Origin of the sequence: Cognatundibacterium curvum (assembly GCF_014284235.1) — a bacterium.
In the GTDB taxonomy this organism is placed as follows: domain Bacteria; phylum Pseudomonadota; class Gammaproteobacteria; order Burkholderiales; family Burkholderiaceae_D; genus Undibacterium; species Undibacterium curvum.
The window spans coordinates 380,193-405,001 of sequence record NZ_JACOGD010000001.1 but is presented as its reverse complement, the minus strand read 5'-3'; the positions used below and the strand labels follow the sequence as shown (position 1 = coordinate 405,001).

24 protein-coding genes are annotated in these 24,809 nt (G+C 51.1%); 2 read left to right on the top strand and 22 right to left on the bottom strand.

Annotated elements, in window-relative coordinates; translation table 11 throughout:
- Positions 1-198 precede the first annotated feature (198 nt).
- From H8K43_RS01895 to H8K43_RS01840, 12 genes are all read right to left on the bottom strand, one after another.
- Positions 199-621, bottom strand: a complete 423-nt coding sequence (locus H8K43_RS01895) for a hypothetical protein (protein ID WP_186902285.1) — start codon at positions 619-621, stop codon at positions 199-201.
- An 881-nt stretch (positions 622-1,502) separates the two neighbouring features.
- Positions 1,503-1,850, bottom strand: coding sequence for a low molecular weight protein tyrosine phosphatase family protein (locus H8K43_RS01890; RefSeq protein ID WP_186902519.1), 348 nt, complete (start codon positions 1,848-1,850; stop codon positions 1,503-1,505).
- Between the two features lie 482 nt (positions 1,851-2,332).
- Entirely contained in the window at positions 2,333-2,590 is a 258-nt protein-coding gene (locus H8K43_RS01885) for a hypothetical protein (RefSeq protein WP_186902284.1), read from the bottom strand.
- A 347-nt stretch (positions 2,591-2,937) separates the two neighbouring features.
- On the bottom strand, positions 2,938-3,339 hold the full coding sequence (locus tag H8K43_RS01880; protein ID WP_186902283.1) for a hypothetical protein: 402 nt from the start codon (positions 3,337-3,339) through the stop codon (positions 2,938-2,940).
- Between the two features lie 112 nt (positions 3,340-3,451).
- Entirely contained in the window at positions 3,452-3,910 is a 459-nt protein-coding gene (locus H8K43_RS01875; RefSeq protein WP_186902282.1) for an MOSC domain-containing protein, read from the bottom strand.
- Between the two features lie 223 nt (positions 3,911-4,133).
- Positions 4,134-4,448 carry a hypothetical protein gene (locus H8K43_RS01870; protein WP_186902281.1) on the bottom strand — a complete coding sequence of 105 codons (315 nt, stop codon included), beginning with the start codon at positions 4,446-4,448 and terminating at the stop codon, positions 4,134-4,136.
- Between the two features lie 150 nt (positions 4,449-4,598).
- A complete protein-coding gene (locus H8K43_RS19245) occupies positions 4,599-4,997 on the bottom strand; it encodes an IS1 family transposase (protein ID WP_186902280.1) in 399 nt (132 codons plus the stop codon).
- 345 nt (positions 4,998-5,342) lie between these two features.
- Positions 5,343-5,738 carry a hypothetical protein gene (locus tag H8K43_RS01860; RefSeq protein ID WP_186902279.1) on the bottom strand — a complete coding sequence of 132 codons (396 nt, stop codon included), beginning with the start codon at positions 5,736-5,738 and terminating at the stop codon, positions 5,343-5,345.
- 937 nt (positions 5,739-6,675) lie between these two features.
- Positions 6,676-7,014: a hypothetical protein gene (locus H8K43_RS01855; protein ID WP_186902278.1), complete on the bottom strand. Its 339-nt coding sequence runs from the start codon at positions 7,012-7,014 to the stop codon at positions 6,676-6,678.
- Positions 7,015-7,198: 184 nt separating this feature from the next.
- Positions 7,199-7,432 carry a DUF2314 domain-containing protein gene (locus tag H8K43_RS01850; protein WP_222610924.1) on the bottom strand — a complete coding sequence of 78 codons (234 nt, stop codon included), beginning with the start codon at positions 7,430-7,432 and terminating at the stop codon, positions 7,199-7,201.
- A gap of 80 nt (positions 7,433-7,512) precedes the next feature.
- The gene (locus H8K43_RS01845) at positions 7,513-7,971 is read right to left on the bottom strand and encodes a hypothetical protein (protein WP_186902276.1); all 459 of its coding nucleotides are present in this window, start codon (positions 7,969-7,971) and stop codon (positions 7,513-7,515) included.
- A gap of 102 nt (positions 7,972-8,073) precedes the next feature.
- The gene (locus H8K43_RS01840) at positions 8,074-8,364 is read right to left on the bottom strand and encodes a hypothetical protein (RefSeq protein ID WP_186902275.1); all 291 of its coding nucleotides are present in this window, start codon (positions 8,362-8,364) and stop codon (positions 8,074-8,076) included.
- Between the two features lie 437 nt (positions 8,365-8,801).
- Between H8K43_RS01840 and H8K43_RS01835 the strand changes: the two genes are divergently transcribed.
- Complete coding sequence (locus tag H8K43_RS01835; protein ID WP_186902274.1) at positions 8,802-9,842, top strand: hypothetical protein; 1,041 nt, start codon at positions 8,802-8,804, stop codon at positions 9,840-9,842.
- A 283-nt stretch (positions 9,843-10,125) separates the two neighbouring features.
- On the opposite strand, the gene H8K43_RS01830 is transcribed toward H8K43_RS01835, so the two are convergent.
- Positions 10,126-10,983 carry a hypothetical protein gene (locus tag H8K43_RS01830; protein WP_186902273.1) on the bottom strand — a complete coding sequence of 286 codons (858 nt, stop codon included), beginning with the start codon at positions 10,981-10,983 and terminating at the stop codon, positions 10,126-10,128.
- 158 nt (positions 10,984-11,141) lie between these two features.
- On the opposite strand from H8K43_RS01830, the gene H8K43_RS01825 reads away from it, so the two are divergent.
- The gene (locus H8K43_RS01825; RefSeq protein ID WP_186902272.1) at positions 11,142-13,229 is read left to right on the top strand and encodes an esterase-like activity of phytase family protein; all 2,088 of its coding nucleotides are present in this window, start codon (positions 11,142-11,144) and stop codon (positions 13,227-13,229) included.
- A gap of 106 nt (positions 13,230-13,335) precedes the next feature.
- On the opposite strand, the gene speB is transcribed toward H8K43_RS01825, so the two are convergent.
- From speB to H8K43_RS01780, 9 genes are all read right to left on the bottom strand, one after another.
- A complete protein-coding gene (gene speB / locus H8K43_RS01820; RefSeq protein ID WP_186902518.1) occupies positions 13,336-14,289 on the bottom strand; it encodes an agmatinase in 954 nt (317 codons plus the stop codon).
- Between the two features lie 201 nt (positions 14,290-14,490).
- Complete coding sequence (locus H8K43_RS01815) at positions 14,491-15,726, bottom strand: glutamine synthetase family protein (RefSeq protein WP_186902271.1); 1,236 nt, start codon at positions 15,724-15,726, stop codon at positions 14,491-14,493.
- A 197-nt stretch (positions 15,727-15,923) separates the two neighbouring features.
- Complete coding sequence (locus H8K43_RS01810) at positions 15,924-17,222, bottom strand: NAD(P)/FAD-dependent oxidoreductase (RefSeq protein WP_186902270.1); 1,299 nt, start codon at positions 17,220-17,222, stop codon at positions 15,924-15,926.
- 2 nt (positions 17,223-17,224) lie between these two features.
- The gene (glnT, locus tag H8K43_RS01805; protein ID WP_186902269.1) at positions 17,225-18,613 is read right to left on the bottom strand and encodes a type III glutamate--ammonia ligase; all 1,389 of its coding nucleotides are present in this window, start codon (positions 18,611-18,613) and stop codon (positions 17,225-17,227) included.
- A 115-nt stretch (positions 18,614-18,728) separates the two neighbouring features.
- Positions 18,729-20,216 carry an aldehyde dehydrogenase gene (locus H8K43_RS01800; protein WP_186902268.1) on the bottom strand — a complete coding sequence of 496 codons (1,488 nt, stop codon included), beginning with the start codon at positions 20,214-20,216 and terminating at the stop codon, positions 18,729-18,731.
- Positions 20,217-20,422: 206 nt separating this feature from the next.
- Positions 20,423-21,847 carry a DUF3138 family protein gene (locus tag H8K43_RS01795; protein WP_186902267.1) on the bottom strand — a complete coding sequence of 475 codons (1,425 nt, stop codon included), beginning with the start codon at positions 21,845-21,847 and terminating at the stop codon, positions 20,423-20,425.
- Positions 21,848-21,884: 37 nt separating this feature from the next.
- The gene (locus H8K43_RS01790) at positions 21,885-22,727 is read right to left on the bottom strand and encodes an ABC transporter permease (RefSeq protein WP_186902266.1); all 843 of its coding nucleotides are present in this window, start codon (positions 22,725-22,727) and stop codon (positions 21,885-21,887) included.
- Positions 22,728-22,737: 10 nt separating this feature from the next.
- Positions 22,738-23,637, bottom strand: a complete 900-nt coding sequence (locus H8K43_RS01785; RefSeq protein WP_329604466.1) for an ABC transporter permease subunit — start codon at positions 23,635-23,637, stop codon at positions 22,738-22,740.
- Between the two features lie 11 nt (positions 23,638-23,648).
- Complete coding sequence (locus tag H8K43_RS01780) at positions 23,649-24,806, bottom strand: ABC transporter ATP-binding protein (protein ID WP_186902264.1); 1,158 nt, start codon at positions 24,804-24,806, stop codon at positions 23,649-23,651.
- Positions 24,807-24,809: the final 3 nt, after the last annotated feature.

Sequence of the window (24,809 nt, the reverse complement as noted above, 5' to 3'; positions counted from 1 at the left end):
AATGATGACTGATTGTAAAGCGGGGTGACCGAATTGGCAATAAAGAAACAGGGTAACGGCAGTTTGCTTGTGTCCAAACCCAGTTCGAGCGTGGTGCGAAAAATTCCGGATAGTGTTCTGACTAATGGCCTGAAAACTCACGCAAATAATACGGTGTGACTATCTACCTAGGCAGGCTGTATCAGCTTGACTGACCAGTCAGGTATTGGCCTTCCTTGTCTGGAACAGTACGCCCACAAGTAGTGCTCCTACTGGCGCTGCTGAAGCCCAAATTCCAAGCTGCCAAGGAGTCGCTTGCATAGGGAATTGCTCAAAAAAGGTGTCTGCTATAGAAATTGCCACTAAACTGGCAAACAATTGCCAAGAGTGCGACTTGGCAAGTAGGTGAGCAATGAAGGCACCCATAGCAAAGGACATCGCGCGAATCAGCGCGTCTACGCGCCAAAAGGATGTTTCTCCGGCGATTAGCACGGGATGGTTCATTGGCGGCATTTCGTAGAGCCACTCAAATGCAAAGAGGGGCAACAAGGAGCCGATCAACACTTGCGTACCCAAGGCGACCAGCAATGCCAAAACGGTTGCGAACCAGGTTGAGCGAGTAAATTGCGGTGATACTGACATGCTAGCCTTAACGTTGAAGCTGAGCCGAGAGCGGCAGCCTGCCGACACGAGTCGGCTCAAGCGACTGGTTAGACCACGGGCCAGCCACCTGCTCGCGTATTGCGCCAAGCACTTGCACCAGCTTCTCTCGCTTTCGAGGCGACTTGAGCTCCGCGGGCAACCGACTTAACCAATGGCCGTTTGGGCCTACCGGCAACTTCCGACGCGAGGCTAGCTGGCGCGAAGTGGGAAGCGGCTTGCGCGACAGAACCTCAATGAAGTGATCCAGCTGAGCCAACGCGCTGAATTGAAGTTCGTGAGACTCGAACTCCACGCGGAGTACCGCGTAGCCGAGATGAGGAACTGCAACTGGGGCAGGAGGATCACAGGCTTCGCTCGTTCCGGTAACGGGCACATGCACCCAGAACGCTACGGGCGCAGTTAGCCAGTCTTTCTCGTACGTGAAATGGAACTCGGGCTTCATTTCGAGTGGCCTAACGTGCAGCAAAGGGGCGCGCCGAAGGCGCGTCCCAGCGACCAAAGGGAGCGAACTTGAGTGTTGGGTTAGAAGGCGGGCTAGTTTTTGAGAATACCAACTGGTAACTCCTTCGGAATTTGTCTCAACTGTTGATCTAGGCTCAGATCAGTTTGTTTGTAATTGGGTTCACGCCAAATGCCTCCACTCGCCAGCCACTTCGCACGGAGAGCATCAATGCCCTTCATTGATGCATCTTCGTAGCCATGCTCGCAACCGCAGCAGGGGCAGATCTCGAAAAGCGGCGTACGACCATCGTCTCCCCAAGGTGGGTCTACACAGGGCGCCCCGCAGACGTAGCAGTAGTGCACGATAGCCTTCTAACGCCCAGTTAGGCAGCATGTGTGCCTTGGCGCTTCGAGTTGCTTCATTCGGCCCCCAGAATGCCGTTCACCGATTGCTCCAGCATATCGATTAACTCAGGATCCATGTATTTGTACTCGTCGGGTATGTCAAGTACATGAATGGGCTTGTTCTCGAGGAGTCTGTTGAACTCAGCAACCAGCCTTGATTTGTGCTTCTCTTCCATGGCAAAGATGATGCTGGCCCATCGAATGTCTTCGATTGAAACCTTGTGGCGTGCATTCGGGCTTGTTCCTGCGGAGCGAGCATTTATGTTTGGATGCTTCCGCCACAGTTGTTCTGCAGTTGGGCTCCGCCATTGATTTCTACTACATATGAACAGTAAGTTGATCTTCCCTTCAGACTTTGTCATGACCTCTTCTTGTATGAGCTGCTTCTCTGTAGTTCGAGGATAGTCGCCCCCGAGCTGCTGTGCTCGAGCGAGTTTGACCGAACGGGTGTACAAGTTCTTCCAACGCTTTTCTCTTGGGAAGTTATCTTTGCTTGACATGCGGCCGACCTAATGATGCCTAACGTTTGAGTTCAGCGGATGCCGGAGGCAATCCGCTGCAACGGTTCGTCAGGCTGGGTGTTGAGTGGTGACCCATAATGCACGCTGACTCTGATAAAAATGATGACTGATTGTAAAGCGGGGTGATGAGATTGGCAATAAAGAAACAGGGTGTCACCGGTTTGCTTGTGTCAAAAACTAAGGTGAGCCTGGTGTAAAAAGTTCCGGGTAATGTTTTGACTGATGGCCTGAAAACTCACTTAATCAAGACGATGTGCCTAACGTTTGACATAAGGGGCATCGCAAGGCGTCCCGCTTGATGGATGTGTTAGGCAACATTGCACTTAGATAGGTTCCAAATCACTAGGAAACTTTGATGCTTCAATCCATTCTTGTTCTGAAACATCATCGGCTTTATCGCGTCTATGCCATGCGCGGTTTAAGTGAGAATAAACATGGCCAAGGTCAATGCGTAAATTTGCTTCCTCATAATCAGGGTCACTTTCAATCTGATTGATAAGGTTGCTTAGGTGTTCTTTTGCATCTTCCAATTCATACATAAGCATAGCCCAACCAACTGGACTGTTTTGTTTGTTAATCATCGCCAATTTAATTATGCCTAACGTTTGAGTTCAGCTGACGCCGCAGGCGATCCGCTGCAACGGCTCGTCAGGCTGGTAGTTAAGCGATGAGACATAACGCACGCTGACCCTGATAAAAAATGATGACTGATTGTAAAGTGGGGCGATGGAATTGGCAATAAAGAAACAGGTTGACAGTAGTTTGATTGTGTCAAAAACGAAGGTGAGTCTGGTGTGAAAAATCTCGGGTAGTGTTTTGACTGATGGTCTCAAAACTCATTCAATCAAAACGATTTGCGTAATGTAGAAATATCCAGCCTGCGCGGCTTTTCACGCAGGTCCGGTTGATTGCCGGGTTAGGCCAGTGGTCAATCGTTAGCATCTTCTTTTGCGGGAAAAAAGTTCCGTGCAACGACCCACATAACCAGTGTCATCGTGAGCCCGAGAATGTTACTAAGGACCATAAGATACGAACCAGCGAAAGCGTAGGCGATAGCCCCTAAACAAAATCCCACTGATATCATGAAAAAGCCAAGTGCGAGAGATAGTCCTGGGAGCCTACGCGAAGAATTGGTCTTTGGTATGTTTTGTGAGTTGAGCAGAAGACCGGTAACGTAAACCACCGCTGTGCCGATGCCACCGAGGAACAGGCAGAAATACTTTATATGTTCAGGTAATGGCGCGTGGTGTACGAAATTGTTGATAAAGAACTGACCCAGTCCGGAAACTAGCACGATAAGCAAAGCTAAAGTTAATTGTATGTGCGTCATGGCAAAGTCCTTTTGTTTGAGCTAGCCGGCCCGCGACGGCAGGGTGCTGAAGGGCCAGAATGAAATGAGGCCCGGAGGTGGCATGCCGATGAAGGGCCGGTTGGGCGATGGGTCAGGCATCAGTTTGCAGGTGGGCACCACGGACGATTTCTCCGGAAGTAAGAACATCGACGCGCAGTCCGCCGCGACTGACCCAGTGCTTGATGATTGCCGCTGGTGTAAGCGACTCGGTGCGCATGTTGTTTCCCATGATAGAGCACGGTTCGCACAGCTCGACGCCACGCAGCTTTACGTTGCCGATGACGAATTCGGTATGCATGAGGTCATTCAATCGGACGCCTCGAGTGACCAAGTTTCTCCGTGTGACTGAAAGGTCAGGGGCTTGCCCGTGCAGGGCAAAGAAACGCTCGATTTCTTCGGCTTCGACAAGTGTAAGGTTCTGCCCCGGATGCAAAGTGACCCCGAAGTTTCGATCTCCAATTGGACCGAGTCCGGCTTGGACGGTAATGCGCTCGCACTCAACTTGGAGAGCGCCGTGCTCAGGGCTGATGAATATTCTTTCGATGATCACGGTGTGTCCTTTGACGCCTAGCGTTGTAGTTAAGGGGCGCCGCGCTGCACTTTATCACGCAGTGTCCAGCGACCGGAGCGAGTGGCCTTGACCGTAATGTTAGGTATAGCGCTACTCGCCAGTGTAAAGGTTGTAAACATTGAATTTCGCTAGGCTATTGCGAATGCGCTCTTCGCCAACAACATTGACCACTTTGCTAGGGATTGATACGCCCCACAATGCGCTAGACACCGGAAATAAATCGATAGACTCGGCTAGCTTGCCAAGGATAGCAGATATTTCGTTGCTGCTCTGGCATTGAACAATGAATTGAAGTGCCATTACGACTAACCCTTAACTCGGAAATATCAGAAAAAGCAGAACGCAATTGTTCAATGGCACCTGCTGCTACTTTTGGGCCACGAATGTCGTAGACGAGAGCACACATGGTGATGTCTTTTGGAAGCTGAGTCTTTGCGTACTCAATACGCGCGCGATTAAACGCGATGCTAAGTTCAAGTGCTTTGGCTTTTTCAACAAAATGATTTGCCACTAACACGTAGCTGCCTGTCTCGGGCTTAACATAAAGGATAAAGGTGCCTAACGCCTGACTTCACGGGCTTCCGTAGGCAGTCCCGTGGGAGGGAATGTTAGGTTGCTGCCGCGACTAGACGCCAGAAGGTAACCTAGCGACGGGGTGAACAAATGACTAACGTGACGGTTCAATTTCAGCCTCGATGTGTAGACCCAGCACAGCAGCCTCCGATGAAAAGCTCTCGAACTCATCTCGACGCAAGACACCGAGAACCCAAACCGGAGCATTGATCAAGTATTGCTGACTCAGACTCCCCCGTCGATGTGGTTCGTACTTGGCAAGCAAGTGCTCAAGATGAATTCTCGCCTTTGCACGATTCATGGCCTCTGATGGTCGATAGCTACAAAGTAGTAGATCAACGGGTTCCGGGTTGAGTTGTTCGCCAATAATGTAGTAGCAATGCACGAAGAACTCGTTCCCACACGTGGAGCAAGTGAACCGTTCCATCGACCTAGGTTCGCCAGGATGACGTACTACCGACTCGCTCTTGCATTGGGGACACTGAAGCGCCATACGAGCCACCTAACGTTTAAGTTCAGCGGGCGCCGCAGGCGATCCGCTGCAACGGCTCGTCAGGCTGGTCGTAGAGCGATGAGACATAAGGCGCGCTGATCCTGATGAAAAATGATAACTGATTGTAAAGCGGGGTGATGGAATTGGCAATAAAGAAACAGGCTATCAGCAGTTGCTTGTGTCAAAATAAAGGGGTGGGGCTGGTGCAAAAAATTTCGGAGAGTGTCTTGACTGATGGCCTGAAAACTCACTCAATCAAAACGATTTACTTAACGTAAAGTTGAGGGGCACCGCACTTTTGCGGCGTCCCGCTCGAACGACAGGTTAGCCAGCTGTGCCATTGAGTTACTCGGCATGTTCAGGAAGCTTTGCAGCAACGATTGCTCGCCGAAATAACAAGCTGCCTATTCCAGCACCGATAACGATAGTAAAGACATAAGCAATGTTAACAGCGAGTTTCTGCGCTCCAATCGCGCCCTCTTGCATAAAGGCGAGAAATGCTGCGTGAGCGAGAAATACAGTGACCGCCAACGGAAGCAGTGCTGCGCGTGGCACCCGAAGTCGCGCCCCATACCGAAGCGCGCACTCAAGAATTGGAAGTATCAGAGCAGCGGCCAAATAGAGAGAGAGCCCACCAAAGAGTGCGGCTATTCCGGTAAGCGCGCTTCCCACAGCTATGGATATCCAAGGCCTGCCTAAAAATGCAGAAGATTGATTTTCGTTTAGTACTAGAAGAAACACTATGTGATTCCTTTCAGGAGGCTAACGTTCGAATTAACGGGCGCCGCCGGACGGGGCCGCTTGAAGGAAGGGTTAGGCCGCACTTTGCGCATATGGAGACTTGAACGCCTCTGCGAAAAGCCCATTGGCTTGCGCGATGGCACAGGCGTCCGTGCTCTGAATTGAAGTTCCGATGTACATGTAGTAGTCGTAGCCAACGTGGATGAATGCGGTTGGAGACTCCAGCTTGCACCAGAAATCTTCTCTCAGTAGCGATCGCAAGACTGCTGGCACATCTTCAGCCCTTATGCAGCTCCCGTCCTGCGGTACATTGGGTGTTTGGCCGTGATTTTCGAGGCCAATGACTGTGAGCTCAGAGATTCTCGCTTCACGTAGAAATACCGCTGCAGCTTCTAGATAAGCCTGCTCAACGTGGAGATAGTTTTCCTCGGTCAGACGTACGCCACCGAATGACTTCCCTATGTCTGAGCGCGAAGTCCAACCAGCAACGGGGTAAGCGCCACTAGGATCGCGATGGTTTGGGTCGTACTTTGTTATGCGGTATTGGTACATGGTGACCTGTACAACCTAACGTGAAAGTCCAGCTGGCGCCGCAGGCGATCCGCTGCAACGGTTCGTCAGGCTGCTAGTTGAGCGGTGATGCATAACGCACGCTGACCCTGATGAAAAATGATGACTGATTGTAAAGCGGGGTGATGAGATTGGCAATAAAGAAACAGGTTGTCAGCAGTTGCCTGGGGCAAAAACTAAGGTGAGCCTGGTGTAAAAAGTTCCGAATAGTGTTTTGACTAATGGCCTGAAAACTCACTTAATCAAGACGATGTGCCTAACGATCGCAATCACTCGCGGGACCGCGCAGCGGTACCGTCGAGTGCATTGGGCGGTTAGGCGGCTGGTGCGAGATCTCTGTACGCATTCTTTGGCTCCAGGCGCTGAATCAAACCAGCTCGTGATCTTTCAAAGCATCTTCCCAAAGAACCTCAAAGTTCGCCTTGAAGTAGTTGCGCAGAATCTGCTCAATTTCAGGATATTCGACCCCATCTTGCTCCTGAGTGTGAGAATCGACCATTGATCTGATTTGGACTGAATCGGAAAGGTTTATTTTTTGGGTTGGGAGGGTCGGTTTGCAGCACCCGTAGCCATCAAATGAGATCCTCCGAAGAGATACAAGTCCTTCGGCATCGAAATCAAAATCGGCAAACACGCGCCCATCTTGTAAGCATAGACAGAAAGCACACGGGCGAGTTGGCATCACCGGGAATGGATAAATTTGCATCGCCAATTCGTGTGGCTCCTCTACAGCTGCCTAACGCAGAGTTAACAGGTGGTAAGCCGCGAAGCGGGTTGACGTCCTGTTGAACGCCCAGTTAGACGCAAACCCCAAGCGAAGATTGACTTGTTGCTTATTTTGGGGGCTTGCATGCGATGTTCCAGTATGACATTTGTTCGGCAGATTCTTCTCAGATGTTTCCGTCCAACCTCACTCGGTTCAGCCACAAGTGTTCGTTCAGCTTGCCGCGCTGAACTTCTACGAGTATTCGGAAATAGTCTGATTTTTCCGGCTGCGCAAGAGCCTCGTTGAAGTATTTGATGTTTTCCTGCGCTCTTGCATAGGGGGTAATCAGGTGCGCTTGGCAGCAAAAAGCTGTGAGCGCCAACGCGCACATCAGCGTTGTTCGAGCGAGTACTTTCATTCGTGGCATGAGGAAGCGCCTTACGCTGCCTGCCGTAGCGGGTCCGGTTGAGCGAGTGGTTAGGCGTAACTCGCGCGGCACTAGCGTTGAGTGGGCAGAAGCTTGAACCCACGTGGAGCATTCTGTGGCGACGGTTTGTCGCAGTGGTACATGTCCAGGTAAACAAATCGGACCGTTGCGCCGCACTTGACGGGATAGACATCGACTATGTGGTAGTCGGGTACACCAGCGGCGGGCGACGAGTACTGGAGATTGCGGCGAATCATCTCGCGCACTTCATCTTGAGTCGCGTTCGACTTCATCTCGGTGCGTGGGCCGACATTCCCGCGTTGCCCGATCTCAATCCGGTCGCCAGACTCGCAGACCAAGCGAGCCAGATACTCGTCTTTGCCGGAGATCCTGCAAACTTCGACCGGCGAGAATTTTGAGCGGCCCAACGAGGCCTCGTCCGGTTCGTTCAGTGCCGGGGTCGAGGTGCATGAGGAAAGCAAAGTAGCAACTGCAACCAGCAGGAGAGGTTTACGGCAGGTGAAGGTCATGAGTTCTTTCTTGGTGACGCCTAACGATGTAGGTAAGTGGCGCTGCGCGGCGCTTTATCGCGCTGCGTCCAGCGACCGGAGGGAGCGGCCTTGACTGCAAGGTCACGGAGTTGCTTTCTTTGCCAGATTTGAGATGGCAACGCTCGCAGTCTTTATTTTGCGATTTACGCGGGCCGAACTAATTACTACAGCCTCCGAAGGGCGCTCAGCGGCAATGTAAAGCTCAAAGATTTTGTCGTCTCCATCAAAGTAAGTGCCCAGAGTGAGGTTTTTGTCCCACTCTACTGGAATGCGCTCGTATTCTTCAAGTGCTACTCGGGTTGCTATTCGAGCGATTTCTTGTAGCTCGTCGACCTCAGTCGGGGCGGTAGATAAGCCTTTGACGCGTTCCATTTACGTGCGCTCTAACGTATGAGTTCAGCGGGCGCCGCAGACGATCCGCTGCAACGGTTCGTTAGGCTGGTAGTTGAACGGTGACCCATAACGCATGCTGACTCTGAAAAAAAAGATGAATGATTGTAAAGCGGGGAGATGGAATTGGCAATAAAGAAACAGGCTATCAGCAGTTGCTTGTGTCAAAAACGAAGGTGAGTCTGGTGTGTAATGTTTTGACTGATGGCCTGAAAACTCACTCAATCAATACGATGTGCCTAACGTTTATATACACCTGAAGTGCAGGGGCTTGAAAATTTACACCAAGCTTCTTTAAAATGCGGCACAAGTATTGTGAATTTTCATCGAACAGGACTTTGACTCTTATCCAAATCCAGCTTGAATGCTCGCAAGTTATTCGATCAATTTTTTTACGGATTTTTATGCAGGCATACTTATTGGAATTACGCAAATACCTGCGCTACGCTCAAAGTTTATTGAGCAGATCCGAATGGAGCGTCACCCGTTTTACGGGTAGCTTAAGGCAAACCGATCAGCCTTTGAATTTATTGTTCTATGGTTCCAGCAATTTATTAGCCGATGCGTTTTTGAATCCGGGCTATCAGCAAGAGTCCTTGGGCTCTTTTCAGCCTTTACGCTTGCAAGCAGCAATGCAACGTTATGGTTCCGCTGATGTAGTCTTGACTCCGCATCTGCCTTGGCAAACGCGTCCAACATTGCTGTTGCCCGACTATTTAGAGGCGATCTTGCCGCTGCCAGCCAGCATGGAGAGTTTCATGGCGCAATTGCGCGGCAATACGCGGCGTAGCGTACAGCAGGCATTGAAAAGCGAGGCCTACTTTGAGGAAGGCCTGAGCTTAGACGACTATCGTGAATTTCATACACAAATGTTGATTCCTTATTTGCGTACACGTCATGGCGAGTATGCGTATCTGGATACGCTTGAAAATCTGTATGCGCAAGCTGAACGTTCGCATTTGATTTTTGTTACGCAAAATGGACAGAGATTGGGTGGTTTTCTATTGCTTAAACCGCGTATTTCAGGGGCGACATATTTCAATAAATTGGGCTTACATCCAGCAGTGTACGCGGACAAAGAGCGTATGCGTCAATTGAATGCTCTGTTGTATCACAAGATGATCAGCCTAAACATAGAGCTAGGTTTTTCTGCGATTAATCTGGGTATTACGCCACCCGTGTTTGGGAATGGCATAGTTTGGTATAAAGCTAGTTGGGGAGCACACTTCACGCCCAACGCAGATTTACATCGTTATGCCTTACATATCGCTGAATCCAAACGCTCCGATATACTTAAACACATGCAAGCTTTGGTGCAAGTCGAAGCAAATCAACTATGGGTCAACTTGACGCACGGCGAAGGAGTTGAAGAAGACATTAAACGCCACCGATTTTCAGGCTTGACGCATGTTGTCCTGGTTGATGAACAGGGGCGACCAGAGAAACGTAGTTTGGGATGAAAAACGGGCCGCAAGTTTGCGGCCCGTTGAACTGATTTTTCTGAATTATTTAGTTGCGCCTGGTTTGACATAGAGCCACAAGCGGCCAATGTCTGCACTGCCATCGTTACCAGTCAAAGATTTTAAGATTTCTTCAGCCTTCGCACCTTGACTTTGCACCCCTTGTTACAGCGTGGGCAAGATATACGCACGATGCAGGAGTTACCAGGCCGCCTGAGCTGGCCCGGTTTCTGATTACGTAGGTTGCTGTTTGTGCCTCAGGCTAGCGCAGACCAGCGCAGGCTTAGTAGCGGTCCATGATGAGCTGGGTTTTCAGGGAGTCTTCGGCCACGAACCAGCCTCGGGCGATCAGGTAGGCTTGTAATTCGTTGTGTTTGGCCGATGCGGTGGCTTCGCTTTTGGTCTTGAACGAGGCTTCGACGATGTAGTCGGTGCCTGTGCCGTATGCGTTCAGGATGGGCCAGACTTCGATGTAGAGGGTCATGCCGCTCCAGCTGCCGACTGAGCGTTTGGCCAGTACCGGGCCGTACTTACGCGAGTTATCGAGCATAGACAAGCCCCAACCCGGATACAGCCAGTTATTCATTTTGCCCGGCACATTCTTTTTGAGCAGGCTGCGCGCATCGCTGTTGGATGGCAGGTCCATGCCGCTGTAACCGGCTTTGCTATCCATCTTGCTGTTAGTAATGCTCAAGGTTTTCTTCTGGTAGCCCCATTCGATCTGGGCTTCGTAATTCTTATCCGATACGTCAAATCCTTCTGCGTTGGCCTTGTACAGAGCTTCATTGATATTGCCATTGTCGATGGCGTAGCGTTTTTTGTAGCTCAGTTCAAAATCCTTGTCGCCCTCGATTTTGCGTATGCGCGCGATCCAGCCATTGTTATAAATTTCTTTGTCATTGCTATCCATGAACTGCACGTTCATTTTGGTGACGCTGGCGGGCATATTAAAGGTGGCCAGGACTGTGCTCTTCAGTTTGTGGTCAGCATCCAGCACGACATTCGGGTTCATAAGTAACTTGACTTCGTAGTCGGGCACCATATTGCTGGCGGCGACAGCAGGGCAGAGTGGCAGCGCGATGTTGAGCGCTAAGCTCAGCGCGGCGCTGTAAAGAACACGGGGGAAAGCAGAATTCGACATGGCAGCGACTCCATTGAGTGAGGAGCGCATACTGTAAGAGCAGTAGGTGACTTGACGATGACAGGGCAATTTAGCCTTGTCATCGCCAAGTCATGCGTCAGGAGTACATTGCGGGCATTCATTTTTGTGCAAACTTTTCTACTCTTGAGGTTAATCAAATGAAGCAAAGCAGCAAGACCCTGATGTTGAGCAGCCTGGCCGCCGCCACACTGCTGACCGCCTGTGGCAGCAACAATTCGAGCACCTCTAACAGCACGCCAGCGACACCGCCTGTCGCTGTGAATGGCGTATTTTTGGATGCTGCAGTAGAAGGCCTGGACTATACGGCAGGCGCAGGCAGCAAACTCAGCACCACGGCCAATGGCGGCTTTAGCTGCAATCAGGGTGAAACGCTTACGTTCTCTGTTGGTGGCGTCGCACTCGGTTCTGCGCCTTGCGCGGCCAGCATCACACCACTGACACTGGCTGCATCCACCAATGTGATGGATGACAATGTGGTCAATCGTCTGTTGTTCCTGCAATTGCTGGACGAGGATAATGATACGGCGACTGGCATCAAAATCCCGGCTGCCGTCAAAACTGCATTAGCTACACAAACACTGGATTTCAATGCCAGTGCCACTGCTTTCAATGCCGCGCTGACGGCAACGCTGGACAAGCTGCCAGCGAATGTACAAAAGCCTAGTGTCGATGCTGATCGCCGCACCCTGGTACGCGAGCATTTTGAAGACACTCTGGCGTCCAAGTTGGGCGCACCTGTGGTGCATACCGTGACCCAAACCAATGCGCTGGGCAGTATCAGTGCCAGTGTCACCCGTTATCAGATACAGGCTGCAGATAATTTCTTTGTTCCTTACGAAGGCAGTAATGCCGCGGTCAAGGCCGCGTTTCCTAAGGGTTTCCTGCCTTCTTATGGCTCTGGCCTGACCTTCAAAGGTAAGGCAGCCGATGGCTCTTTGGAGTTTTATGGCATCACCGACCGTGGTCCGAATGGCGATGGCCCTAAGGTGCCGAATTCTGTCGTGACGCCCGGTGCAACAGGAACCAGCGATGCGAAATTCTTTCCATCGCCAAGTTTTACGCCTTCATTTGGTCTGATCAGCATAGGAAAAGACGGCGCAGTTCTGAAATCAAGCACGCCGATTAAGTTCAGCAGCACTATCAACGCATCTGGCCTGTCTATCGCTGCCGGCAAAGTTGGCTCTTCGGCTGAGGTACCTTTGAATGACGCCGCGCGTTTTGATCCTAATAGCAAAACGACGTTTAGCGATTATGGCCTCGATACCGAATCCATCGTCTATGACGCTGCGCGCGGTGTGGTATGGGTCTCCGACGAATACGGTCCTTTTATTTTGAAGATCGATGTAAATACCGGCATCATCCAGAAAAAATACCAACCAGGCAGCAATGCGGGTGATTTGCCTGCGGTATTGCTCAAACGCCGTGCTAACCGTGGCATGGAAGGCCTGTCGCTGGACGTGGCAACCGGTAAGCTCAATGGTTTCGTGCAGAGCCCACTCGATGATGGTAAAGCCAGCTATATCGTGCCCGGTGCGAATGTCGCGACTAATGAAAGCATCAAAGATTACGCAAAATTCAACCGCTGGGTCGAATTCGATCCAGCCACTGAAAAAACCAGGCTGTACGCCTATCCTATCGACAGCACGCAATACAGCGCAGGCAAAACCGGCAATGCCAAACTGGGTGACATGGTCTCGCTGGGCAATGGCAAATTCATCGTGATCGAGCAGGGCACAGACCCGAATGGCAAAGCCTTCAATAAGCTGATGCTGGTTCAGGTACCCGCCAATGTCACAGATATTGCGGCCATGGGTACCGATCTGGAAAAGAGCAGCATGACTGGCGCAGCGGTGAATGGCGTGAATTATGCAAACATCGTGCTGCTTAAAAAGACGCAGTTATTTGATCTGAACAATGCAGGCTGGCTGGCAGAAAAAGCCGAAGGTTTGGCACTGGTCGATGAATACACCCTGGCACTGACCAATGATAATGACTTTGGCATGAAAACCGTCATCCTTGATCCTAACGGTGCGATCATTCCGGGTGCTGATGTCACGAAATGTACTGTTGACGCGAACGGCGCACTGACGACGACCGCCGGTGCGTTGGGCTGTACCGCTGGCAATACCATGCGCGTTGCACGCGGTGCGGACAGTGAACGTCCTAACCGTATCTGGCTGTTCAAGTTCAATAAAAAACTGGCGGATTTGAATACTCCATCCTGATACGAACAGTTTTTCCGGGAAGCCGCTGACAGCAGTCAGCGGTTTTTTTTGTTTTGATCAACGCATTTTTCAAGCCTGGCATTTTGAGCAGAACATCGTTTTTGCGTCAGTTTGCACTGGCGTCTGACTGGCGCTTCTTTACTTGAGCACACAGATAAGTCCATACAAAGGCTGAGGCAGCGTTACTGGTGAGTTCCGCGTGGTCATAGGGCGGGGACACCTCGACGCAATCCATGCCACACCAGTTTACATCAGCCAATTCTTCGATGATGGACAGCACTTGCGCTGCCGACATGCCCCCTGGTTCAGGAGTACCTGTACCGGGTGCAAAGGCTGGGTCCAGGCAGTCGATATCCAGTGTCAGGTAGACTGGCGGGTTGCCAGCAGTTGCCATTCTGTTGCGTATCTCGGCCAGTACTGAGGCGAGTTGGGACGGACTGTCCAAACCGCGTAATTCGCGTGCGGTAAATACCCTGCCACCGACGGTATTGACGTATTCCCTGGCGTCGCGTTCGCCCGAGGATCGTATGCCGATCTGGATGGACGCTGCCGGTATCAATAATCCCTCTTGCATCGCCTCATAAACCCAGGTGCCGTGGCCGGAGGGTTCGCCAAAGTGATTCGTCCAGGTATCGCAGTGGGCATCAAAATGCAGCATCGCAACTGGACCGCCATGTACCTGATTGAGCGCGCGTAACACAGGCAGCGTGACCGAATGATCGCCCCCCAGCCACACCATATGATGTGCCGCCAATAAAGCCAGCGCCTGAGGCATTAACGCGGCGCGCATCGCTTCTATCCCGGTATTCGGCAGCGCCAGATCACCTGCATCGCATAGTAAGCCTATGGGGCTGGTGTCAAAATAGGGATGGATTGCATCGCACAGCATTTGTGATGCCAGCCGTATCGCCTGCGGGCCAAATCGCGCGCCGGGACGGTTGCTGACGGCGCCATCAAAATTGAGGCCGGCCACGGCAAAAGGCATATCTGCTGCGGTTTCGCGCCTTGCTACGTTAAGGTAAGTACCGCTGGAACGATAAGCAAAATCGTGATTTGTCATCATGTGTCTCGCGCTGTTGATTAAAAATCGCCGGGCTTACAGTGTTTCGGCGGAACTGTGTTGCTTGTGGCTGCTACTGGCTGATACGGCATGCTTCCATTGAACTAAACAGCCTCGATATGCCAGGAAGAGCTTGCTTTTGATTAGTTGTATCCTCACTCTGCCGGGCAGACGCCAATCCAGGACATGCTTAGCATAGGTTCAGGTTTGCGGCGCAAGGAAACGCCTTTCCCACGCCCCAATTTCATACAGATAGCTTTGGTATTCAACTTGTTTGACTGCACAGTATCCGGTTACAAAAGCATCGCCAAGCAAGCTGCGCGCCAGTGGGCTGGCTTCCATCTGTGCGAGCGCCGCCATAAAGCCTGGTGCCAGATCATGACTGCAGGCATAAGCACTGCCATCAACTGCGGCGCCCGGCATAATCTGTTCCTGAATTCCTGCCAGGCCGGCCGCCAGTGAGGCCGCAATGGCCAGATAGGGATTTGCGTCAGCACCTGCAATCCGGTTTTCTACCCGACGTGCGGCTGGTCCGCCCAGTGGTACGCGCAAACCGGTAGTGCGGTTATCTACGCCCCAGTGCAAGTTAACCGGTGCCTGACTGCCGGATATATAGCGGCGGAAGGAATTCACTGACGGTGCAAACATCAGCATCATATCTGGCAGATACCTTTGCAATCCACCGATAAAATAATGAAAATTCTTACTGTTACTTCCATCGGGATTGCAGAAAATATTCCGCCCTTGTTCATCGACCACACTCTGATGTAAATGCATAGAGCTGCCTGCTTCGCCAGCGATAGGCTTAGCCATAAACACCGCGTTGATACCGTGTTTGATCGCGATCTCCTTGGCGGCGTACTTAAATAGAAAGGCCTGGTCAGCCAGGGCCAGCGGATCACCATGCACCAGATTGATTTCGTATTGCGAGCGTCCTACTTCATGGATCCAGGTATCGGCCTGTATGCCCAACGCATCTAAGGCTGCATTAAACTCATCCCAAAATGGAGCTAGTTCATTGAGCATATTCATACTAAAGGCTGATTGCCCATTTTCAACCCTGCCGTTTCTTGCTACCGGTGCGCTCAGGGGTAAATCAGGATTAGCATTCGGCGCCGTGAGGTAAAATTCAATTTCCGGCGCAAGTACGGGCGTCAATCCGAGAGCGGTATAGCGTGCCAATACGTTTTTCAATAGGGAACGGGGGGCAAACTGGCATAGGGATCCATCTAACTCATAGCAGTCATGGATGGCAAATGCGCGTGGTACGTTGCTCCAGGGGATCAGTTTTACACTGCTGTAATCGGGCACCAGACGGATATCGGGGTCGGTATCCGGAAAAACCGGGTTGAGCGAATACTCGCCGGTGATTGCTTGCATGGGAATAGCCTGGGCGATACGCAGTTCATCGCCTCTGGCAAAACTACTGGCAGGCATAAGCTTACCGCGCGGATAGCCTGATATGTCAGGGAACATGCATTCAACATCGCGAACTTGATGTCGCTGAAAAAAATCGTTCAATTCTTGAAGAGTCATCATGTTTTTAATAGTTACGACAGTGTCAGAGACCGTTTAATAAGGAATGCTGCAAGGATGTTGGTATTGGTAGCGGCATAGGCCAGCTAGCTTCTGTGCTAGAGCAAGTCCTTGATTTGGTAATACAACATGCCGAGTACCAGGGCTGGTGTACGCATCAGCTTCCCGCCTGGGAAAGGATAATGTTTGACACGTGCCAGTAAATCGAAACGCTCAGCCTGTCCAGCGATACTATCGGCGACTAGTTTGCCTGCCATACCGGTCAGCGCAAGTCCATGTCCGGAAAAACCTTGTAAGTAATAGATGTTGTGATCTAGCCGCCCAAAATCCGGTGCGCGGTTCATGCTGATGTCGACAAAACCGCCCCAGGCATAGATCACTTTCAGATCGCCTAATTGCGGAAAGACATTGAGCATGCGCTGACGCATACTGCTGACCAGATTTCTGGGCGTTGCTGCGCTGTAGCTGACCCGACCACCGAACAGCATGCGGTGATCGGCAGTCGGGCGAAAATAATCAAGTACAAAATTGTTGTCGCATACTGCGCAGCGCTGGCGTATCAATGCTTCGGCGCGTTGTGGCTCCATCGCCTCGGTCGCGATAATGTACGTGCCGACCGGCATGATGCGTTTGTTCAGCTCCGGCGCCAGCTTGTGACTAAATTCATTCAGATACACGTTGCCGGCTAATACAGCAAAATCACACACAAGTTCAGCTTGCGCAGTTTTTACCCGTACCTGACTGCCGCGTCGCAATTGCAGCACTGCTGAGTTTTCAAAAATCTGCACGCCGGCCAGCTTCGCTGCTTCAGCCAGTCCCAAACAATATTTGAGTGGATGCAGATGTCCCGATTGCGGATCGAAGCTACCGCTATGAAAACGCTTGCTGTCTATCCAGTTGCCGATCTCTGCCGGACTGATACTCTGCAAAGGGTAGTTGTAGCGCTGGCGAATATTGTCGCTGGCCTGGGCCAGTTCGCGGCCTTTCTTCGCGTTAATTGCTAAATTCAGGAAGCCTGGTACGAAATCACATGAAATCGCATGTTGCGCTATACGACTGCGCAACAATTGCAATGCTTCGACTGTGATCTGCCAGGCCTGGCGCGCATCTTCTGCGGAGAATTGTGCTTCTATCGCGTCATCGCTGGCATAGCCGACGATAGCCTGACCACCATTTCGTCCTGAGGCGCCCCAGCCTGCTGTTTTTGCTTCAAGAACTGCGACCGTGTAGCCCTTTGCACGTAATTCCAGCGCGGCTGACAAACCGGCAAATCCAGCTCCTATTACGCAGACATCAACACGGATGGGCTCACGCAATGCTGGCGCGGGGCCGGGTCGTGTAACGCTGGCTTCGTAATATGAATTTTCTGTCAGTTGTGCTTCTTTGCTTAATAACATAATTAAAACCTGTTCAGATAGCGTGCAGTTTCCCAACTACTCACGTGTTGGCTGTATTCCACCCATTCAGCATTCTTGAGCCTGAGGAATTCGTGAATGAAATCTAAGCCCAGTGCCTGACTCAATAGCTGGTCACGGCGCAGCGCGTCATTGGCCAGACCCAGATTTTGAGGCAGTGCGTGTAGTCCGAGTTCGCTGCGCTCTTCACTCGTCATCTGATAGATGTCGCGATTGACCGCAGGTCCGGGGTTCAGTGCGCGTTCTATGCCATCCAGCCCAGCCGCAATCACAGCAGCGAGTGCCAGGTAAGAGTTGGCAGCGCTGTCTGCCAAACGCCACTCAATTCTTTGACTGACTATGCGCGCAACCGTGGTGCGATTGTTGTCGCCATAGCCGATAAACGCAGGCGCCCAACTGGTGCCGGATAGCGATTCGCCACACATTAATCGCTTATATGAATTGACAGTAGGTGCGCAAAACGCAGTCAGCGCCGGTGCATGTTGTAACAGCCCTGCCAAGAATTGATACGCCAGTGGTGACAGGCCTAGGCCGGTTTGATCGCTATCATCTTCTGCACTGAAGATCGCTTTGCCATCAATATCCGTGACCGATAAATGAAAATGCAAACCACTGCCAGGCCGCTCAGCAAAGGGCTTAGGCATCATAGAGAACAGCAGACCTTCTTCTTCGGCGATATGCTGTGCAGCCATTTTAAACAGCATGAAATTGTCCGCTGCTTTAAGTGCATCGGCGTAGTGGTAGTTGATTTCAAACTGTCCGTTGGCATCTTCATGGTCTATCTGGAACACCTGCAATCCACATGCATCCAAGCTGGTGCTCAGTTTTTCCAGAAAGCGGCTGCGGCGTAACAGGCTTTTGGTATCGTAGGAGGGTTTATCCAGTCTGTCACCCGTTTCGGAATCGAACTTGCCGTTGCTTTCCTCAAGTAGAAAAAATTCAGGTTCCAGGCCCGCATTGAGTGTCCAACCGCGTTCAGCCAGTCGCGCCACTTGTTGATGCAGTATCTGGCGCGGACACAGCGAAAATGGCTGACCTGCCACATAACCATCCAGAATCACTCTTGCGTAACCGGGCAGCCATGGCATCCTTTGCAGCGTGCTCAAATCTGCACGGCCATAGTATTCAGCACGTGGACCTGTGCGTGGTAAACCGGTTCCCCAAATTGAGGCGCCAGAAAAACCTGCACCCGGACAGACTATTTGCTCAAGGTGTGACAACGGGATCAGCTTGCCTTTGGCTGATCCGTGAATATCGGTAAATTGTGCAAACACGAATCTGATATTGTGTTTGAGCAGTGTAGCCTGAACGTCAGTATGGTCCGAAGCAGGAAACAAGGGTGCCTTGACGCGGACAGGGGATATTGGGTTCATGATAGATGGGATTCAATCGACATTGATATGACACGCTGGCTTTACAAAACTCTTTACCTTGGCCGCAGGCTTAGCTATGCCGCTACTACTCAAGCACAGTTAAGCCAGGTATCTATTAAGTGATGCGTATCCAGGTGGTTTTCAGCTCGGTATATTTATCAAACGCGTGCAGGGATTTGTCCCGCCCGTTGCCTGATTGCTTTATTCCACCGAAGGGCACCGTAATGTCATCGCCATCGTATTGATTCACATGTACCGTGCCAGCGCGCAAGGCGCGCGAAATGTTGATGGCACGACTCAAATCTGCGGTCCATATCGCCGCCTGTAAACCGTAAGGCGTGTCATTGGCCTGGCGGATTGCGTCATTGATATCGGTAAAACCGATGACCGACAGTACCGGGCCAAAAATTTCTTCGCGTGCGATTTTCATCTCGTTGTTAACCTCATCAAACAAGGTCGGTGCAATATAGTATCCGCCGGATTCCGCTTTCAGCTGTATGCCACCGGCTAACAGCTTTGCACCTTCCCTGGTGCCTGCGCTTATATAGGCCATGACAGAGTTGAGTTGGGTGGCATCGACGATAGCGCCCATAATGCTGTCTTCATCCAGTGGATCACCCGGTTGAAAAAGCGGTATCATTGCCAGTGCTTTTTCCAGGAAGCGGTCTTTGACAGAGGATTCGACAAACAGGCGCGAAGGCGCATTACAGCTTTCCCCCTGATTAAAGTAGATGGAGCCGATGGCAGCGGCCACCGCAGCATCCAGATCAGGGCAATCGGCGCAGACTATATTCGCGGATTTGCCTCCTAATTCTGTCCATGCCCGTTTGAGATTCGACATCCCGGCCATTTGCAGTATCTGTTTGCCTATCTTCGTCGAGCCGGTAAACCCTATGCAATCTACGTCCATATGCAAAGCCAGTGCTGCGCCAGCTTCATGACCAAAACCTGGCACGACATTGAACACGCCAGAAGGAATCCCTGCTTCCAAAGCGATGTCTGCCAGACGCATTGCAGTCAAGGGCGACTTTTCTGACGGCTTTAAAATCACGCTATTACCCGCAGCCAGCGCTGGCGCGATTTTCCATGCCGCCATAATCATAGGGTAATTCCATGGCACAATCGCGCCGACCACACCAACTGGCTCACGGGTGATCAAGGCCAGGCTATCTGCGGCTGTCGGTGCGATTTCATCGTAGATTTTGTCTATTGCTTCGCCATACCAGCGCAGGCAATTTGCGGTCGCGTTGACATCAACGCTGAGGCTGTACTTGATCGGTTTACCCATGTCCAGGGTTTCGAGCAGGGCGAGTTCCTCACCATATTTCTGTACCAGATCAGCAAACCGAATTAATACCCGTTTGCGTGCTGCCGGAGCCAATCCCGCCCAGCGGCCATCGTTTAATGCGCGACGTGCTGCGGCCACAGCCAGATCGATATCTGCAGCTTCGCAGCGTGCTATTTTCCCTAAACGACGACCGTCGACTGGCGATTGATTGTCGAACGTCTTTTCTGACAGCGCCCATTTTCGATGCCCATCAATAAATGCTCTTCCATCGAAATTCAGTGTCGCAGCCCGGTCATGCCAAAGTCGGTTTTTCATCATGCTTCCTTGTTCTTGATGCGCGTTTTAATTGTTTGTTCTCAAAACAAATACTGGATTTGATTGCAGTTGCTGATATAGACCTGTTGCCAACAAGACCACCACATCAACGCTGCCTTGCTGCTTGAACTCATTGTGCACAGTTGAGTGACAAGACTTCAGTGATGAAGTTTTGATAACCAGCCAGAATTTATATTCAGATATGTTTAAAAACTGACCACCGTCGATGCGCCGAACATTAAATTATCTTTTTTGTAGGTCTTGGAATTCACGTCATAGAAGGTGTTTTCTGACGCACCGTCGCGCCGCAATTCAAATTTCAGTACGGCATTCGGTGTCAGGATAAAATTAAGCCCAAACGTCAAGGCATAGCGGTTCGCCCCTTTGTTCGGGTCATTGATCAAGCCAGTTACGTTGTCTATGCCTGGGCCAAACCCGTTACGGTAATCGCCGCAGGACGAGGCCATAGGTTTTGCGCCGCTGGGATCGGCATCCAGATCCTGCGCTCTGCAACCGCTGCCGAAGGTGATGCTGGGCACACCGCCGCCGTTAGCACTGTTCTTGATGTAATCAAAACGTGCGATGCCTTCTACTCTGGGCGTGAACTTGTAAGCCGCCAGGGTAGACAAGCCTGTCCACCTCGCATCACCACCATTAAATGCGCCGTTCTTAATTTGCCCGCTCTCTAACTGTCCCTGTAAGGTCCAATCACCACGGATAAAATACGCATCAGTTTCCAGATAGTTTATTGAGGTATTGCCGGATGTTTTGCCATGCAGGCCGGAAGCGCCCCAACCATTAAACTCACCTTTGGCATAGTCGACACGCCAATGCAAAGCAGGGGAGCGGCGGTCAGTGACACGTCCATTGTTTGGATTGCCGACCAAGGCCTTCATGTCCCATTTTCCCTCTAGGTGTTCATAGCCAAAACCAGTAAAGAAGGAGGGCTCGGTGAAATCAAATAACAAACCATTGGTAATGGTTTTTTTGGCTTGCAGTCCTGCCGGCAATTGATATTCGTAGCCCGGGAAAGAACCAAACTGTCCAGCCAAAAAGCGGTTGTTTAAGCCGTCTACCGGAATTGATACCGTTGCCTGATTCACAAGCGAACCCAGGTTATAGCCGCCGCCATCACCATAGCTTTTGTGTGGCATCAGTTCCAGTAACCATTTGGTACCACCTTCCATCTCTTTTTCGAAACGCAGTGCAGCAGTTCCAAAGAATGCATTGTCATAGGCATAGCTGGCGCGCTGACTGGTATGTGTGCCTGTCCCGTTCACGTCAGAGAAATTCTTCATGAATACCACGCTGGCAGTGTTCTGCCGCTGGTTATAGATATAAGTCGGGTCGATAAAGCCGGAAATCCTGAAGCCTTTGAATCCGGCCACCTCGATCTGGTCTTCCATCGCCTCGGTCTTGATCTTCATGCGATTAAATTCGGCACGTTTCTCCGCCTCTGTTGCTGCTGCTTCAGCCGACTTGGCATTCATCGCCTCCATCATGGATTCAAGTTGCTTGATTTTCGTTTTCATGGCGTCAAGCTCAGCTTTCACTTCCTGCGCACTTTGGGCCATGGCGAACGCTGGAATTGCAAGCGCGATGGCAATGACGGACTTTTTCAGAATATGCATGGTGACTCCTCGGTATGATTCGAAATTACGTCTTTTTTTACTTGGATGTGTCCGCTTGAAATGCAGCAGATATTTGTTTCTGGCGCAAACGTTCTGCTCTGACTATCTGCCAGCTTGAGAAGATGACACCTATACTCACGGCCAAAATGGTCAGAGTCGCGATGACATTTACCCTTGGATCAAGGCCAAGCCGGGCACGGGAAAAGATAATGATAGGCATGGTGGAATAGCCTGGCCCGGTCAGAAAAGCAGACAGTACGACATCGTCCAGCGAGAGCGTGAAGGTCAGTAACCAGGCCGATGCAAGTGCCTGAGTAATATTGGGCAGAGTCACCAGCGTAAATACCTGAAATGGCTTACAACCCAGGTCCATTGCTGCTTCAGACAGGGATTTGCTCATTTCCTGCAGGCGGGATTCAATCACGACGGTCGCATATGCCATGCCAAGTACGGTGTGGCCAAACAAAATCGTGAACATGCCCCGCTGCGGAAAGCCGAACATTTTTTCAAATGAAACGAACATCAGTAGTAGCGACAAGCCTATGATGACTTCTGGCATGACCAATGGGGAACTGACCATGCCTTTGAACAGTGCGCGTCCGGAAAATTTGCGGTAATTGTTCAAGCTGAACGCAGCAAAGGTCCCAAGAATTACTGACGCGCTTGCCGCTAACAAGGCAATTTTCAGCGACAGCATAAATCCGGAAATGATTTCCTGATCTTTTGTCAGTGCCGAGTACCAGTTAAGCGTAAATCCACTCCAGATCATGTCCTGGCGCGAGCTATTAAAGGAAAAAACGATCAGCATCAGAATAGGAATATATAAGAACAGATATCCCACAGAGAGCCAGGCACGTCCAAACCAGCGATATACATTCATGTCGGCTCCCTCATTTTGTTTGTTGATATTTGGTGAAGACGCCCATCGGTACCAGTATCAGCAAGATTACGACGATAGTGACTGCAGATGCCATGGGCCAATCGTTATTGCTGAAGAATTCATCCCACAGCACATGTCCTATCATCAGGGTCTCCGGGCCACCCAGTAATTCCGGGATGACGTATTCGCCAACGCAGGGGATGAACACCAGCATAGAGCCGGCGATAATGCCGGACTTAGACAGCGGTACCGTGATGCGCCAGAACGTGCTCCAGGGCGTCGACCCCAAATCGGCAGCAGCTTCGATAAAGCGCGCATCCATTTTCGACAGGTTGGTGTACAGCGGCAGTATCATGAATGGCAGGTAGGTGTAGACCATCCCTACCAGCAAAGAAAACTGTGTGTTCATCATGTGCAGCGGGCTATCAATCACTCCCGCAGACATCAGGAAATAGTTGATTACACCGTTATTTGCCAACATCCCTTTCCAGGCATATATGCGTAGCAAAAACGAGGTCCAGAATGGCAGCATGACCAGCATCATCAGTGTCGGACGTATTGCGGCCCTGGCCCGCGCCATGAAATAGGCAAACGGATAGCCGATGATCAGGCAATACATGGTCGTGATGGCTGCAAATTTTATCGAGCTCAGATAGGTCAGCACGTACAAATTGTCATCTGCAATGAACAGATAATTGCTGATCTTGATCTTTAATGACACGATGCCGTCTGCATAGCTGAACAGTGTGCCAAATGGATTATTGATCTCCATTTCTACCAGGCTGATTTTCAAGATAATGATGAAAGGAACCAGCGAGCAGGCGAGCAGCCACAGATAGGGGATGCCTATGACTATGGTACTGCCGCGCAGCCAGCTAAATTGTTTGAGGTGTTTCAGCGTATTTTTCACAATGACTTCCGTTATTGGGTTAATACCACCATGGAAATATCGGACCAGCTTGCATACACCTGATCGCCCCATTTGGGGTCGAAGGCGCCATGGCGCAAGGTGTTGCTGATGGTTGCTTTCAGTAACATGCCGCTGGCAAGCTTTAAGTGATACACCGTATAGCTGCCCAGATACGCCATTTCCACAATTTCGCCGAACACCAGGTTATGGCTTTGCTCGGGTGCTTCCGCACTGATCGTGATTTTTTCAGGGCGCACGGCGATAGAGACAGGCATATCGATGGTTCCGGTAATGCCGTGTGCAACGTAGTGCTGGCATTCCGGCGAGTCGATGATGACGTGATCAGGCTCATCCACAGTGACGGTTCCGGAAAACATGTTGACACTGCCGATAAAGTCCGCGACAAAGCGGCAATTCGGTGTTTCGTAGATATCATTTGGACGTCCGGTCTGGCGGATTACCCCTTCGCTCATGACCGCAATGCGCGACGCCATGGTCATGGCTTCTTCCTGGTCGTGAGTGACCATCACACAAGTTACGCCGACTTGTTCGATGATATTGACCAATTCGAGCTGGGTACGCTCACGCAGTTTTTTGTCCAAAGCTGCCAGCGGTTCATCGAGCAATAACAGCTGCGGGCGCTTGGCCAGGCTGCGCGCCAGCGCCACGCGTTGTTGCTGACCACCAGAGAGTTGATGTGGCTTACGCTTGCCAAAGGCGCTTAGCTGTACCAGCGCCAACATTTTCTCTACGCGAGCTGCAATCTCGTCCCTGGGCATGCCGTCTCTGCGCAAACCAAAGGCGATATTGTCCCAGACTGATAAATGCGGGAATAGTGCATAGGACTGGAACATCATATTAATCGGGCGATGGTAGGGCGCAACACCAACGATATCTTTACCATCCAGTAAAATCTGACCTGAAGTTGGCGACTCAAACCCCGCCAGCATTCTGAGCAGCGTCGATTTGCCGCAACCAGAACTGCCGAGCAGCGCAAAAATTTCGCCTTTATCGATAGCGATGGACACGTTATCCACGGCACGCACATCGCCGAATTCTTTCATCAGATTGTTTATTTGCAAAAAAGCCTGGCCGTTACGATTGCCTGCATTTGCCGACGATGTTGGCGTTGTTTGAGTGGCTGTTTCGCCATGAGAAGATGACGCCATAAG